We start from the raw sequence: 15,931 nt of genomic DNA on the forward strand, positions 1-15,931 counted from the left end.
AACAAATATAATAGTCATTATAAAGCTATAAGTAATATCCCTCCTTAAAAAGATATTATTTTTAATATCGGAAAAAATCCCATTAATTTAATAGATATAATGTACTATTTTTTATTTAATTTTTATTCAAATTTTCAATTTATATTTAGATTCGCACTAATTATACATTGCATTAGGTATTGCAACAGAAGGCTTTTGAACTAAAACTTTACTATAACTATATGGGTAGATGAATAGAAAAGTAAATTAAATGCTTTTTTTATAGTTTTTTAACTTCTAAAGTATATTGGATATTTTTTTCATAATTCATCTATAACGAAAGAGCATCTTTATGGAATTTAGTTAACTTTGGTATTCGTTTTTCCATATTTCTAAAGAAATTGAAGAAGGGTGAATTATAAGCCCTTTTCCACTATATATTCCGAAGACCCATTATTTCTTCTAAATGAGACATATTCTTCCTCCGACTAATTAGTTAATTATTTTCAAGAACTAACTTACCATTGGTAAGTAATAATTGTCAAAGATGATGATTTGTTCTTTTCAAATGGGATATAGGCCTCATTAATAAATGTTTTATTAACAAAATAATTTACTAACGCATACAGATAAAATTAGACGCTATACTGGTCCACAAAAACACCCATTTTATCCTTAGTATCCGAAATTTTTTAAAAAAATTTAATTATTTAGTTAATTGCTTCGATACTAGTAATGACAAGGTATACAGCTTATTACAAAAATCCCCTTTTGTGTTTTTTGACAGTGATATAGGCCAATATTATTTGACAGGACCAACATTTTTCGAGATAATCGAAACCATAAAATTTTTGGGAGGGGTTGCGTGAATATTATTGAAAAGTTAATCGCAAGTGGAAATACAGTACTGTGGGGGTATGTTTTGATAGCCGTCTTGCTCGGCCTCGGAATATATTTCACCATAGGATCGAAATTTGCACAAATCAGGCATGTAAAGGAAATGTTCCGCTTACTAAAGGTAAAAGAGAAGCCACCTGAACACACAGAGAAAAAACAAATTTCTTCTCTACAAGCATTTTTCGTAGGGGCAGGTACTCGAATTGGTACAGGCAATCTTGCAGGAGTAGCCATTGCCTTAGCAATTGGAGGACCTGGAGCAGTATTTTGGATGTGGATGGTAGCTATTCTTGGCAGCGCTAGCTCTTTTGTAGAGAATACGCTAGCGCAAATTTATAAGGCAAAAGACAACGGACGGTTCAAAGGTGGTCCTGCCTACTATATGAAAAAACAACTGAACAAAAAGTGGATGAGTGCACTTTTTGCTGTCATGATGATTCTTTCATATGGTACTACCTTCAATGCCGTACAGAGTAATACCATTGCAGTTGCATTAGAAAACTCATTTGGCATTAGTCCTGTCATTGCCGGAATTGCTTTAGTCATTCTCACAAGTTTAGTTGTATTTGGCGGTATTAAACGTATTGCTGATATTTCATCTCTTATCGTTCCCTTTATGGCCTTAGGCTATATTCTCCTTGCAGTCTTTGTAGTAATCACCAATATTACAGAGATTCCTCATGTTTTAGTATTAATTTTTAAAAGTGCATTCGGTATTGAACAGGTAGTGGGTGGCGGAATTGCTGCTGCTATTATGAATGGCGTGAAAAGAGGTCTATTCTCTAACGGAGCTGGAATTGGTGGAGATCCAATCGCTGCTGCAACAGCATCTGTATCCCACCCAGCAAAACAAGGGTTTATCCAAGCCCTCGGAGTGTTTTTTGACACTTTACTCGTTTGTTCTGCAACAGCGTTTATTATTCTTACCTCAGATGCGTATGGGTCAGGTTTAACAGGCATTGAATTATCACAAGCAGCAATGGCAGAGCATTTTGGTGCTTGGGGTGGAGTATTTCTCGGCATTGCCATATTTCTATTCGCCTTTACTTCCATCATCGGCTGCTACTACTACGGGGAAGCTAACCTGTCGTTTATTAGTAAAAGCAAGGGGTTCTTAATCTTCTATCGCGTAATAGCTCTAGGAATGGTGATGTTTGGTGCTGTAGCTAGTTTGCAAATTGTTTGGGATTTAGCTGACTTCACGATGGCAATCATGGCTCTTATTAATCTAGTTGCCATAGCAATTCTTGGGCCAATTGCCTTTAAAGCACTTGATCATTATATGAAACAACGAAAACTAGGAAAAGAACCTGTATTCTTTCGAGATGATATTAAGGGGCTTAGAGGAGTAGAAGCATGGCCTTTGCGAAAGAAAAAATCGATAAAACAAGTCATTTAAATATTAAAGATAAATAGACTAGGCTGTCAAAATTGGCAGCCTAGTTTTGATTCTCGGTTTTAAAGATTTATAGTTTGAATTCATTGCAAAAAGAAAGTTACTATCATAAGAATATATCTTTTCTCTTCCACATATTTTGTATTAATAACCCATATGTAAGGAGAGTAAGAGATGTCATCAAATAATAAATGGAAGGAAATACAGAAACTTTTGAATCAATGCCATTCTGATTTAAAGGAGATCCAAAAAGATCTTATAAAATTAGAGAATGCCTTAAAAATAAGGAAGAAGGCTCTACATTAACACCATTTAGGTATCCTCACATGATAGATTAATAGAAAAGTAAAAAGCAGATCCTTAAGTGTCGAGACGAACAATTGGGGCCTGCTTAAATCATTTAGATTTCCACTAAAAACGTCTTAACTTCATAAGGCTTTATGGCAAATGTTATTATTTCATTTTCTTGTTTCTCTCCATTTTTCCCTTCCAGAAGATTACATTCCTGCCATCCTTTTATAGGAGCATCTGAGGTTAATTCTACTGTTCCTCTTTTCCCCATAAATTCATGTAACCGAACAATGACTTTATCCTCATCCTCTGCCTTTTTCACTGCATCGATAAAGCAATGATCAGACGCTATTTGGAATAAAGAAAAATCTTGTGATTGTAGCTTTCCTACCAAACTTTTTAATGGCTGATTTAAATCCCATGCCTCTTGGACTGTTCTCCCTTCTCTCCAATCACCTTGATGTGGCAGAAGAGAATAAATAAATGTATGTGCTCCTTGATCTTGTAAATAATCTGGGTAAGTACCAGCCTTAATAAGGGACAGACGCATCACGGAATCTTTGATGTCATAGCCATATTTACAATCATTTAAAAGACTTATTCCATAACCTTGCTCCGATAAATCTGCCCATTGGTGTCCAACCGTTTCAAACTTCGCATAATCCCAGCTTGTATTCCAATGAGTTGGTCGTTGTACATTTCCAAACTGAATATCATAGGTTGCTTGCGTTGAACGAATTTCAACAGGAAATGCCACTTTTAATAGCTGATGCTGTTCATGCCAATCAACAGATGTCTTAAAGTCTATTCTAGGATTTTCAGCATAGAGAATTACCTCTTGTTCTACCTTCGAATGGTGATATGTCCACACAAATTTTATTACTGCTCTTAAGGAGTTGTTTTCAATTATTTCTATCTTCTCTAATGTAGAAATCTCTTGATGCTTTTCTTGATAAAAAATATCAATGTCCCAAGCTTCCCATCTTAATGGCTTATCTTCAAATACTTGCAGGACATTTCCTGCCTGATTTTCTTTTAACACATTTCTTTGTGCCTTTTTATCAAATATACGAGTTAATTGTCCCTTTTCATTCCAAAGAATTTGATAAAAAGGTGTCTCTATCCCATTATTATTTATCACAAAAGGAGACTGCTTATTCGCACCTTGATTTTCAGACGATTTAAATAAAAGATTAGCTAATCCATGTGATGGAACGTCTTCCACTAATATAAGCCACTTTCCATTTACTTTTTCAACTTGCAGCACTTTCCCATTTTCTGATGACCATTCTCCCTCTTCTAGTCCAAGTTTAACTGGCACCTCCACCAATCCGGAACGTATCCATGAAGAGTCATTTATCACGGTAAACTGATCAGAGACATCTGAATCGATTATTCTCGTTAATACTTGCTTTTGTGCTTTATTAGCCAGTCCTTCTGCTTCTTCATATTCTAATAGACTATCTTCATATACTTCACGAATCGAAGAACCTGGAATGATATCATGGAACTGATTGCGTAATAAAATCGTCCAGCCTTTATGCAGCTCTTCCTGCGGATAAATGGTCCAATCAGAAGCTAATACACCAACTAGGACACTAAGCAGTTCTGTCTCCCGGTATAATAATTCTTGTTTGCGATTGCTTCTTTTATTATATGCTTGGCTGGTATAGGTTCCTCGATGAAATTCTAAATAGAGCTCTCCATCCCATGTATGAACATATTCATCTGTGGTCTTCACTTTTTCATGAAGGGCATCAAAATAATCGCCTGCTTTAGTTGATTTAACAGCAGGCAGACCAGGAATTCTGTCAAACCGTCTTCTCATTTCCAGCATATCCCGATTTACTCCCCCTCCACCATCTCCATAGCCATAAGACATTAGTAAATCCTGCGTTATATTTTTATCCTTATAATTATCCCAAGCTCCCTGCACCACATCTGCCTGCATTTCTCCATTATAATCATAAGCCCAGCCTCTGCTGTTCGGATATGGTGTGGTCACAAAGTGGGTCAAAATTTCTGTTCCATCAATGCCTCGCCATTGAAAGGTATCATGCGGCATTCGATTGTACTGATTCCAGCTAATCTTCGTCGTCATAAAAGTTTCTATTCCTGCTTGTTTAAGAATTTGCGGCAATGCCCAGCTATAGCCAAAGACATCTGGCAGCCATAGATACTTACTCGTTACCCCAAATTCCTCTTTCAAAAATCTCGTTCCATTCAGTAATTGACGAACAAAGGATTCCCCAGAAGGCAAATTACAATCAGGCTCCAGCCACATCCCGCCTTCTGGTTCCCATCTTCCTTCCGCTACTCTATCTTTCAGCTGGGCATAAATTTCCGGATAATCCTCTTTTAAATAGGCGTATAGCTGAGGCTGGGACTGCATAAATAAGTATTCTGGATATTTCTCCATTAAACGCAATACGGTGGAAAAGGAACGTGCCGCTTTTTCTCGAGTATGCTTCAAGCGCCATAACCAAGCAACATCAATATGGGTGTGGCCAATTGCATGAATCGTTACAGCTGCATGCTTGTCCATCTTTTCTAATGCTGCATTTAAATAGTTATTTGCCTTGTTAATAGATTCATAAAATAAATCCGATTCTGGTTCTGTCCAGTCTATTTCATAAAATGCTCGATTTAATGCTGTTAGGATCGTCTGATACTCTGGTCTGTTTTCATCTAAAATATGTATAGTTTGGATCATTGCTTTGGCTGTATAGTATAAATCATCTGTCGCTTCGTCTAGCCAGGCGATCTCTGCCTTCTTTATCTTATGCTCCTGAATAAACGGTTTACCGCCACCTTCTAAGCCAGACCACAAACGAAAAATCAAGCTGACATTTGTGCCGCAATGTTCCTCTTTGAGAAAAACTTCCCGATGATTCGCATCTACTCCTTGATAGATTTTCTTATTTACATACAAAAGCGACTCAAAACCTGAATTCGTTCCACCATCTGTTATGCCAAAATCAAAATATCCCAATACTTGTTTCCCTTTCCAGCTCACAGGGATTGCTACTTCTGTCTTTAACCAGGCATAATGATCCCTTCCTGCCCAATGATCTCCGACATGGATGGTAGCCCATTCCCCATTTTCTGGTGGTCTTGCCCCAATCTCTCCTTCTTCATCTAATTGCATCGAAAAGGAGTCTAAGGAAATTGATTCTCGATAGCGATATTTTTCCAGTTCCTTGATTCGTGCATCCAACTTCTTTTCTGTCCAGAACATAAAGCCCCTCCATATTAAGATAATTTTCAAAATTTTGATTATCTTTATTATCTAACAATAGGCGCTTTAGTCAATGCCAAAAAATAGTTTGGGGCGGAGATGGGGTTATCAAGCTGTTTGAATTCGTCACACTCCCTGTCCTAAATCATTTACATGCGTGCTTATTCTTTATACAACAAACAAAACCCTATTTAGAAAAGAAGGGTTTTGTTTGTTGTTCTATTTCTCTTATTCCTAACACCGTTATCTTCCTGCTGCTCTTCTAATTGGTTCAAGCTCTATCATTCTAACCTCTGGTCGGCCAATGGAGAAATAATTAATGCCTGCCTTACTTGCTTCCTCTAGTGAAAAGCAATTTCTACCATCAAATAAAAATGGTAAGTTCATTTTTTCTTTAAAAATTGTTAAATCGATTGCTTTAATTTCAGCCCATTCTGTGTAAATAAAGCAAATATCTGCTCCTTCTAGTGCTTTCTCTGGTGTTTGTTCATAGACTACCTCTGTAGGAAAGAGCTTTTTAAAGTTTTCTCCTCCTACTGGATCATAAACATGTACTTTTGCTCCTTCGTTTAATAATAAGCGGACATTGGGAATAGAAGGAGCTTCGCGCAAATCATCTGTGCCAGGCTTAAAGGTAAGTCCTAATACTGCTACTTTCAGTCCATTGAAAGAGGAAAATTCATTCCGCGCCTTCGAAATCAGCTTAAATTTTTGCTTCTCATTGACCTCAATCGCAGCCTTTACTGTTCGTAAAACATAGCCTTCTTCTTCTGCAAGCCAATGCAGGGCTTTCGTATCTTTTGGAAAACAAGAACCACCATACCCAATGCCTGGATTTAAAAATTTTTTCCCAATTCGCTCATCGTAACTCATTCCGCTTGTTACATCCTCAATATTCGCACCAACTGATTCACATAAGTTAGCAATGTCATTGATAAAAGAGATCTTTAAAGCTAGAAAATCATTCGATGCATATTTTACCATTTCTGCACTGCGACGATTCATCGTTAAAATTGGCTGCTGAAAAGGTTCATAAATAAAAGTTAAAATCTTCTTAGCCTTTTCGCTTTCTACCCCGATGACAATTCGTGAAGCATGCAGTGTATCTTTAATGGCACTTCCTTGGGCAAGAAATTCTGGATTAGAGGCAACCTCTATCGAAACTTTATGTTTTAAGTGATTTTTTATGTATGTTTCAACACGGTCATTCGTCCCGATGGGAACGGTAGATTTAATGACAATTAAACAATCACGCCTTACACTTTCGGCAATTTGCTTTGCTACTTGAAAAACATAGTTTAAGTTAGCAGACCCATCTTCATTTTCGGGCGTCCCAACCCCTATGAAAATAACATCTGATTGCGCATAGGCTTTGTTATAGTCAGTTGTAAAAGTTAATTTTCCGGCCTGTGAATTTTTTTCTATAAGTGTATCTAGCTCGGGTTCATAAATAGGCGAAATTCCTAGATTCAGAAGAACAATTTTCTCTTGCTCTTGATCTACACAAGTTACCTTGTGACCAACCTCTGCTAAACAAACTCCTGTCACTAAACCAACATATCCTGTACCTGCCACTGTGATATTCATTTTGACAAAACTCCTTATGTAAAAGATTACAAATTCGGAAGATTTAAATAGTAATATAGTTAGTATAATGGTTGATTATTTCATCTCTATTTAATCTTTTTATATTTTTGGTAAAGGAATGTAAATTTTCTAACTAATTTATAAGGAGAAAATAGGAAATTTATGCTAAACTATAGCTAAAATAGCAATGGAGGAAGGATCAGTGGTCATTATCTTACTATTTATATCTTTGTTGTTTTCTGCAGTCCTCTCTATTTTTACACTCACAAAAACACAGAAGAAATGGGTGGCACTATTCGTTGCGTTCTGTGGGAATAGCGTTGTGTTAGCAGGTTTAACATGGATTATATATATTTCTAATGAAGAAGTGAGATTATTTGGTTTTGGTCATTCGCCTCTATCCTTGCTGCCACTTTTCATTCCTGTTATTACATGGATTAACTACTTCATTCTTGAGCTAATTAAAAAGTTTTCCAACTGGTCTGACTCATCTTGGATGGATTCAAATAAATAGCTGACTTTTATTAAAATTGTAATCGAAGTATTTTAAGAAGAAAGAAGAGGCTGGGACATAACTAGCCTCTAATAAAGAGAAAGGTGAATTTGAGTCCACTCAAATTCACCTTTCTCTATTTTTTCGTGTTAATTCTTCTATTATTTTAGTTAATGGCAGTGAATTTTCTTAAATTCACTGCCATTAACGCGAGGCCCATTTCGTTTTCCACCTTCGATTTTCCTCGTACAGAAAATCGAGTGAAACGCAAATTAGCCTTCAAGAATCCAAAAACTGGTTCCACATCGGTTTTGCGTTTTCGATAGATGGCACTCGTTTTCTCTTCTGAAAGCTTCGCTCTCACATATTCTTTTTGCTGTTCCCATTTTTTGTTCACCATTAGTTTTCGATTGTTTCCTTCTTTTGCCTTGGTACATGATGAGCGGAATGGGCATCCTGAACAGTCTTCGCACTCGTAGATTTTGAAACTCCTTTGGAAACCTGTAGCGTCCGTTCGGACAGAATGATATTGAAATTCTAAACGCTTCTGATTAGGGCACATATATGTATCGGTTTCTTGATCATATTCCCAGTTATCAGGATTAAATGTATTTTGTTTGTACTTTTTCTTTTGTTCCTTCAAAAACATGTTATATGTTATCAGTGCTTCTCGGTTTCTGTTTGAGAGAATATCACTAAAGTTTTGTTCACTACCATAACCTGCATCTGCAACAATATGTTTCGGTAACTCGAAATAATGTTGCTCTATCTCATCTAAAAATGGAATTAACGTACGTGTATCTGTGGGATTTGGAAATAAACTATAAGCAAGCGCATATTGACCTTCCGTTGCGATTTGTACATTGTAACCAGCTTTCAATTGCCCGTTTTTCATATAATCATCTTTCATTCGCATAAATGTCGCATCTAGATCTGTTTTAGAATAGCTATTACGTGGTCCAAAGATTTTAAAATCCTGTTGGTACTTCCTTTTTCTCAAGACAAAATCAATCAACTGTTTACGCACTTGTTTCGGGTATTTTCGTTCACTTCGTAAGGCTTTTCGTTCCGTAACGTCTGAAGATTCTTCCATTTGTTTATCATATTCGGTCACTACTTCGTCTACTTTTTGAACCATTTGAGTGAGCTCTCCAAATGATAGCTGTTCATCACTTTCCCGTTCCATTTGGGGTATGATTTCGTTCTCAAGCAACTCATTGTACAACTGGTTTGACTTATCAATTAAACGCTGATGAAATTTCTCAATCGCTTTCTTCCAGACAAACGTAAATTTATTCGCATTCGCTTCAATCTTTGTGCCATCGATAAATATCGCTTCTTGATCGATCAGTTTTTCTTCGATCAATTGGCAGCGAAATTGGATGAAACATTGACGAATTAAATCTTTTACTTCTGGTTGAACGCGAAATCGGTTAATTGTACGATAGCTTGGTTCATACCCTTGAGCTAACCACATCATACGGATACTGTCTTTTAATAGGGCCTCCATTTTACGCCCCGAAAAGACAGATTGAGTGTAGGCACATAGAATAATTTTAAGCATCATGCGTGGATGATAAGCAGGACAACCTTCGTTTCGAAGAAATGGTTCAAACGCTTCTTGAGGAATACTTTCCACTAAATGATGGACATGGAAGGCAATATCATTATTTTGTAACTTTACTTCTAAATCTAGAGGCAAAACGATTTGATTCATGGTATAATCTTTAAACATAAGGACACTTCTTTCTGATTAGATTTGGTATGGTAACTTAATTTTATCAGAAGTTGTCCTTATTTTTTATTGTAAAAATAAGCAAAACGGTGAAATTTTACTTGTCGTAAAATTTCACCGTTTTTTTCGTCTTAGAGGTGGGTTTTGTCCCAGCCTCTTCTTTCTTCTTCTGTTTTATCACTTTGCTTTTTATTCCGTTTGTTTCCTTTACTATTATCCTCACTAATACTAGACTGATGTCCCTTAAGGAAGTTTTGATTTTTACTTACAATAACAAAGAATAAGTATGGTGAACCGTATCTGTTATTTGAATCGAGATGTTAAGAAATGACAAACGCCATCTTCATCACAGCTTAACTCTGTTACTTCTGCTGCTAATTCTTTAATATGGTCTGGAGCATTTTGCATAGCAACCGGCATGGAAACAAATTGAAGCATTTGGATATCGTTATCACTATCCCCAATTCCCATAGTCTCCTCTGCGGAAAGATTAAATCTTTCTAACATCTCTTTAATCCCAGTTGCTTTATTTACGTTGGCAACCATTACTTCCACATTATGCGCGGACGAAGTAGATGCTGTAAAATCGATTTCTTTTCTTAAATCTTCTAACACCTGTTTCCATTGATTAATATGTTCTTTTGTTCGAGCAAAAAAATAGAACTTGGAAAACTCTTTTCCTTCAACCGTGTTCTTCCAAGCAATCTTTCTACTGATTGCTTCTTTTCGAGAAAGCCACTCATTAATACCTACGCTTTCTGGTTTCGGGTCTCTGATCTCTTGTATAACATACTCTTTATCCTGACTTAATGTCATTCGAGAGTCCCCATATGGAAATAACTCATAATATACTTTATTCTCTCTTGCCTTTTTAATAATGGTATCCACTAATTCTAAAGGTAGAGTATGCTGAAAAATAGGTTCCTTTCCTATGTAACCAGCCATGCCGTTAGAAGAAACATATCCATCCACTTCAAATCCTTCTGGCACGACGGATTCAATTTCATCAAAAGATCTCCCTGTAGCTATGAATACGAATAGACCATCCTTGCGTAGATCATCAATAATCTCTTTTGTCTTCACGCTTACCTGATTCTGATGATTTAAAATAGTACCATCCATATCTAGAAAAATAGCCTTTGGCTTTTGTAACAAAATAATTCCCCCTTTAACATTCTTCATTGGCAAGTATACACCTCGTTGCGTTTTCCCTCAAATGCATTGTTTACAATTAGTTTGTTTTCTTGGAATGTGAGGAGGGGTTAGCTGTTAACTCTCTTTTGGTAGCTCTTCGGTGATATTTGGCTTTCATCTTGTTTATGAACGCCACTTTTTTCACTTCTCCTTTCCATTTTGGCTTTCATCTTGTTTATGAACGCCACTTTTTTCACTTCTCCTTTCCGTTTTGGCTTTCATCTTGCTTATGAACGCCACTTTCTTTCGCTTCTCCTTTCCGTTTTGGCTTTCATCTTGTTTATGAACGCCACTTTCTTTCGCTTCTCCCCTCCGTTTTGGCTTTCATCTTGTTTATGAACGCCACTTTTTTCACTTCTCCTTTCCATTTTGGCTTTCATCTTGCTTATGAACGCCACTTTTTTCGCTTCTCCTTTCCGTTTTGGCTTTCATCTTGTTTATGAACGCCACTTTTTTCACTTCTCCTTTCCGTTTTGGCTTTCATCTTGTTTATGAACGCCCCTTTCTTTCGCTTCTCCTTTCCGTTTCATTTTTAATCATAGTTTTCCATAGCGCATTTCTTGCTACTCTCTCGATTTTTCCACTTTCCTATCTTCTTCTGGACATGCAAAAAACTAGCATGTGCCTTATAAATACATGCTAGTAATAAACATTATTGCTGCTCGTCTTTCTTGAGGATTCTAAATTTCAACAATAACCTAGTAAACCAATATGCTACAAATACAATAAATAAATCCAAAAGGAATAAATGAATAACGTGAATTCCTCTATGAAACGTTACCAAGCCCATTGATTTTTCAATATTAGCGCATATAAAAGTATATACAGCACTCAATAGCACGGTTAGAATATAAAAGTTTTTCTTGCGATTCGTTGCATATTGATACACTAGCATAAACCCTACTGGCAGAAAGGAACCTGTAATATTTAATGCATTAGGAAGCATCGGTGTAAGAAAGTAAGTATGTGTTAAGTAATTAGTTCTACTAAGTGCTAGGTCTATGTAAGCCCAAAGTAGATGGACAGTATAGCCAAAGAATAATATTTCAAATAATCTCCTTCTGTCTACCATAAAATATAATATGATTAATGGTACTAATAAAGATAGAAGAATGATCCAAAACTGCCATGTAGCAAAATCTGAATATTTATCCCAATAGGAAGAATATAAAGAATGCAATTGTCCATTTATTTCATTAATTTTATCCCAATATTCCTTGTAGTTCATTTTATTCATCTCCTTCTAAAAAAATTTCCATTATTGAAGGTAGAGGCATGTTTAAGGATCTCCAATAATCGAAGTTAGAGACCTATTTTTTGTCCACACATCATCATGAGTTATTTCTCTACTTTAAATAGTTTGTACAATTTATTGGTAATTACTCATAAAAAAATGGAAAAAGCTCTTTCAATTTTCCACACCTTGAAATGATTCTAAGAAGAGTGGATGCAGAACTACCTATTATTTCATAGAAAAAAGGCCAAGTGCATTTTCCACTTGACCTTGTTATATATGTGCTCTATAATTCTGCTTTCAGCTTTTTTATATAGGAAGGAATTAGATTTTCTCGGCTGCAATTGTTGCAATAGAATTGTTTTACCATGTCATCACATAAGTACGTTTTTAGCACAAACGCTGGAATACGTTGAGGCAATCCACAATGCTGGCAGAAAAATACGTATCCAACCTCTTTCTTCATGGACCTCACTCCATTCATTCATTTTCCACACTTACTTGATTCTGATGATGCTGTACTTCTATACAATTTGCCCTTTTATTCCTGTTTTCTTCTATTATACTATTAAAATATAGGTAAAGCATGAGTACTAAAACTTAATTTTCTTTCTAATTTCACCTAACGTAATCTTCCATTACACTGATTTTATTTATTAATATTTCCAGCACTTGTTTTGTTTCCGTTTAAAAATGCTTCCCATTCTTCTTTTAATAATCCCATCCGTATGGAGTCATAATATACGCCGTTATAGTAGCGGCACTTTCTCATGCGTCCTTCCATTGTCATGCCCAGCTTTTCTCCTACCTTTATCATTCGCTCATTCCCTGACCATGTTGTATATCCCACTCGAACTAATGGCAAGGTCTTAAATAAATGGTCGATCCATAGCTTCAATACCCGCGTTCCATATCCACCACTCCAGTAGTTTGGATTATAGATAACAATTCCCATCTCTAACCATTTGGACGGTTCATGTTCCCAGTAGTAGCCAACTGTTCCTATTAATTCTTCCCCGACAATAATTGCCCAGTAATCATCTCTTTCTAAGAAGCGCTCTTTTTGAGTTTTTAAGAATCCTTCATAACTTAATGCTTTATGTGCATAATACGGAGCATCCCATTTTTTCCATTCAGGATTTTCTTCTTTAAATGCCAGTGTCCAAAGCTGATAAAGATCCTCCTCTTTAATCGGTCTTACTGTCAATTCTTTATCTTGGTACAATCGCTTCACCTCTCCTGTCTTTGGGAATCCCTAAAACCTTCCCTTCGTTTTCCTCTTTTTAAAAAATATAGTACCAATAAAACCAATGACTAATCCTAATATAACGCCAGTTCCGTCGATAATGATGGCGTCTTGCCAATGGCCTGTTCTTCCAGGGACAAAGCTTTGGTGCCACTCATCTGTTAATGCATAAGCAATAGAAAGAGCTCCACTTAGTAGATAAACCCATGGTCGTTTGATTTTCGTTTGCATCAGGGTGAGAAATAGCAGCAAAGTTAAGAGACAATAACCAATTACATGCCCTGCTTTCCGAAATAAAAATTCGATAAAACCATATGGGTCAGAATCCGAAGATATAATTTGACCATCGTACTCAAATGTAATAGAGGGAAATGGAATATTTGTCAGGTCTATCTTATCTCGTAGAAATGGCTTAATATCCTGTTCTTCATACGGCATATGGGAGAACATAAAAATGATAACCATGGAGACAATGCAGATAAAAAATAATAAATAAAATCTTTTTTTTCGTGAAAACTTTAAGGGCAATTTCTTTTCATTCCTTTTTGTTTATTCCAATTTCAGCACTCATTCTTTTACCTTATAATGTAAAATTTGGCGAAATGGTGAGTTTTAACCATTATACAATTATTTATCATAAGAAGCGTAGTTTTTTATCTTTATCTTCTACAAATTATCATTAAAAAATATAATAAACAAAATATTCCTATAGTTCAATTTTTTATTGTATAATCAAACTAATCGTTTCGAAAAACGAAATAAATAGGTGGCAGAGGAGAATGTTTATGAATAAAGAAATAGAAAAAACACTTTATCGTTCCGAAGTTCCTTTCGAACAAACCTGGAATTTGCGCGATTTATTCGAAAGCGAAGCAGATTGGAAAAGGGAAGTAGAAGCGATCGAAGAAGATATTCCTACTGTAAAACAATTTAAAGGGAAGCTTCACCAAAACGCTAAAATCTTGCTAGATTGTCTAAAAGCTCGAGATGCATTGGATGAAAGATTAGTGAGCGTTCTCACTTATGCAAACCTTAAGCAATCTGCAGACGGATCTAATCCTTCCAATCAAGAGAACGATGCAATTGTTTCTTCCCTCTATGCAAAAGTAAGCTCAAGCCTTTCTTTTATTAATTCAGAGATTCTTACGCTTGCAAACGATAAAATAAATACATACCTGAACGAGGAAGAAGAACTACAGCTTTTTTCCAAAACACTAACGGACTTAATGGATTTGAAGCCACATATGTTAACACCTGAAGCAGAGGAAGTATTAGCAGCATTTGGTGAAATCCAGCGTTCTCCTTATATGATTTATCAAAGAAGTAAAACATCAGATATGGAGTTTTCCTCCTTTATAACAAGTGACGGGACAGAATATCCTTTGACATTTAATTCTTTCGAAAAGTACGAAGAATCGGCAGATAAAGAAGTAAGAAGAAAAGCATATGAAGCCTTTTCGGCTGGCCTTAACCGTTATAAAAATACATATGCGGCTACCTATGGAACAGAAGTTAAAAAACAAATAATAGAATCTCGTTTACGAAACTATGAATCTGTAACAGACATGCTTTTACAAGAACAACAAGTCACAAAAGAAATGTACCATAACCAATTGGATACCATTCTTACAGAATTGGCTCCACATATGCGCAGATTCGCCAAATTAAAAGAGCGTGTATTAGGTTTAGAAAAAATCCATTATTGTGATTTAAAGGCTCCGCTCGACACATCCTATGATCCTAAAATTACGTACGAGGAAGCTTCCAAGCTTATCTTAGAAGCGCTTAATATTATGGGACCAGAATATATGGAAATAATGGAAAAAGGCTTAAAAGACCGCTGGGTAGACTTAGCAGATAACTATGGAAAACGATCAGGCGCCTTCTGCTCCAGCCCGTATGGAGTACATCCATACATTTTAATGACATGGCATAACTCAATGCGTAATACGTTTACCTTAGCACATGAACTTGGACATGCTGGACATTTTGCTCTTGCTGGCAAAAATCAAATTATTTCAAATACCCGTCCATCTCGATACTTTATTGAAGCTCCATCCACCATGAACGAAATGCTTTTGAGCAAGTATATTATGAAACAATCTTCTAACAATCAAATTAGAAGATGGGTAATTCTCCAATCACTAGGAACGTATTATCATAATTTTGTTACCCATATTTTAGAAGGGGCACTCCAAAGAAAAATTTATGAATTAGCAGAACAAGGAACTCCGATTACAGCTAAAGTATTATGTGAACAAAATATCGATGTCTTAAAATCATTCTGGGGAGACAGTGTGGAAATAGATGAAGCAGCAGGCCTAACATGGATGCGCCAACCCCATTATTATATGGGTCTTTACCCATATACGTACTCCGCTGGGCTTACAGCTTCAACTGCCGTATCAGCAATGATTGAGGAAGAAGGACAGCCTGCTGTTGAGCGATGGCTAAAAGTTTTAAAAGCCGGCGGCACTTTAAAACCATTCGATTTAATGAAACTAGCAAATGTGGATATGTCCACCCCTGAGCCAATCCGAAAAGCGGTTGCCTATGTTGGAAGCTTAATAGATGAATTAGAAGCAAGCTATTAATAGAAAAATACAAAACTGTTTCTCGTAAACTATTTAACTTCATTAAA

The 15,931-nt window shown here is 36.1% G+C and carries 11 protein-coding genes and 1 pseudogene; 3 read left to right on the forward strand and 9 right to left on the reverse strand.

Translation table 11 applies throughout. The features are described from left to right. Positions 1–844: 844 nt before the first annotated feature. A complete protein-coding gene (locus NST77_RS16485; RefSeq protein WP_095329872.1) occupies positions 845–2,275 on the forward strand; it encodes an alanine/glycine:cation symporter family protein in 1,431 nt (476 codons plus the stop codon). A gap of 397 nt (positions 2,276–2,672) precedes the next feature. On the opposite strand, the gene NST77_RS16490 is transcribed toward NST77_RS16485, so the two are convergent. Together NST77_RS16490 and NST77_RS16495 are read right to left on the reverse strand one after the other, a co-directional pair. After that, positions 2,673–5,801 (reverse strand): alpha-mannosidase, encoded by a 3,129-nt coding sequence (locus NST77_RS16490; protein ID WP_171509993.1) that lies wholly within the window; start codon positions 5,799–5,801, stop codon positions 2,673–2,675. A gap of 243 nt (positions 5,802–6,044) precedes the next feature. Continuing rightward, positions 6,045–7,388, reverse strand: coding sequence for a UDP-glucose dehydrogenase family protein (locus NST77_RS16495; RefSeq protein WP_341123226.1), 1,344 nt, complete (start codon positions 7,386–7,388; stop codon positions 6,045–6,047). 187 nt (positions 7,389–7,575) lie between these two features. On the opposite strand from NST77_RS16495, the gene NST77_RS16500 reads away from it, so the two are divergent. Next, positions 7,576–7,902, forward strand: coding sequence for a hypothetical protein (locus NST77_RS16500; RefSeq protein ID WP_341123227.1), 327 nt, complete (start codon positions 7,576–7,578; stop codon positions 7,900–7,902). 154 nt (positions 7,903–8,056) lie between these two features. On the opposite strand, the pseudogene NST77_RS16505 reads toward NST77_RS16500, so the two are convergent. The 7 genes and pseudogenes from NST77_RS16505 to NST77_RS16535 all read right to left on the reverse strand — a co-directional run. Further along, positions 8,057–9,616: pseudogene (locus tag NST77_RS16505) on the reverse strand (IS1182 family transposase); the annotation flags it as partial. Between the two features lie 303 nt (positions 9,617–9,919). Continuing rightward, positions 9,920–10,771, reverse strand: a complete 852-nt coding sequence (locus NST77_RS16510; RefSeq protein ID WP_095329868.1) for an HAD family hydrolase — start codon at positions 10,769–10,771, stop codon at positions 9,920–9,922. A gap of 266 nt (positions 10,772–11,037) precedes the next feature. Beyond that, positions 11,038–11,190 carry a hypothetical protein gene (locus tag NST77_RS16515; RefSeq protein ID WP_204259867.1) on the reverse strand — a complete coding sequence of 51 codons (153 nt, stop codon included), beginning with the start codon at positions 11,188–11,190 and terminating at the stop codon, positions 11,038–11,040. A gap of 272 nt (positions 11,191–11,462) precedes the next feature. Next, the gene (locus NST77_RS16520; protein ID WP_095329861.1) at positions 11,463–12,038 is read right to left on the reverse strand and encodes a hypothetical protein; all 576 of its coding nucleotides are present in this window, start codon (positions 12,036–12,038) and stop codon (positions 11,463–11,465) included. Positions 12,039–12,330: 292 nt separating this feature from the next. Further along, entirely contained in the window at positions 12,331–12,510 is a 180-nt protein-coding gene (locus tag NST77_RS16525) for a hypothetical protein (protein ID WP_095329860.1), read from the reverse strand. 183 nt (positions 12,511–12,693) lie between these two features. Continuing rightward, complete coding sequence (locus NST77_RS16530; protein WP_095329859.1) at positions 12,694–13,269, reverse strand: GNAT family N-acetyltransferase; 576 nt, start codon at positions 13,267–13,269, stop codon at positions 12,694–12,696. A 30-nt stretch (positions 13,270–13,299) separates the two neighbouring features. Next, positions 13,300–13,818 carry a VanZ family protein gene (locus NST77_RS16535; protein WP_095329858.1) on the reverse strand — a complete coding sequence of 173 codons (519 nt, stop codon included), beginning with the start codon at positions 13,816–13,818 and terminating at the stop codon, positions 13,300–13,302. A gap of 257 nt (positions 13,819–14,075) precedes the next feature. Here NST77_RS16535 and pepF point away from each other — a divergent pair, with 257 nt between their 5' ends. Next, on the forward strand, positions 14,076–15,884 hold the full coding sequence (pepF, locus tag NST77_RS16540) for an oligoendopeptidase F (RefSeq protein WP_341123228.1): 1,809 nt from the start codon (positions 14,076–14,078) through the stop codon (positions 15,882–15,884). The last annotated feature ends 47 nt before the right edge of the window (positions 15,885–15,931 follow it).

This window comes from Niallia sp. FSL W8-0177, assembly GCF_038006285.1.
Taxonomy (GTDB): domain Bacteria; phylum Bacillota; class Bacilli; order Bacillales; family Cytobacillaceae; genus Niallia; species Niallia circulans_A.

What these genes read in the sequence shown, in the direction of transcription:
- NST77_RS16490 (WP_171509993.1), bottom strand. Translation starts at nt 5,801, where the DNA reads ATGTTCTGGACAGAAAAGAAGTTGGATGCACGAATCAAGGAACTGGAA.
- NST77_RS16495 (WP_341123226.1), bottom strand. Translation starts at nt 7,388, where the DNA reads ATGAATATCACAGTGGCAGGTACAGGATATGTTGGTTTAGTGACAGGA.
- NST77_RS16500 (WP_341123227.1), top strand. Translation starts at nt 7,576, where the DNA reads ATGGAGGAAGGATCAGTGGTCATTATCTTACTATTTATATCTTTGTTG.
- NST77_RS16515 (WP_204259867.1), bottom strand. Translation starts at nt 11,190, where the DNA reads ATGAAAGCCAAAATGGAAAGGAGAAGTGAAAAAAGTGGCGTTCATAAA.
- NST77_RS16520 (WP_095329861.1), bottom strand. Translation starts at nt 12,038, where the DNA reads ATGAACTACAAGGAATATTGGGATAAAATTAATGAAATAAATGGACAA.
- NST77_RS16525 (WP_095329860.1), bottom strand. Translation starts at nt 12,510, where the DNA reads ATGAAGAAAGAGGTTGGATACGTATTTTTCTGCCAGCATTGTGGATTG.
- pepF (WP_341123228.1), top strand. Translation starts at nt 14,076, where the DNA reads ATGAATAAAGAAATAGAAAAAACACTTTATCGTTCCGAAGTTCCTTTC.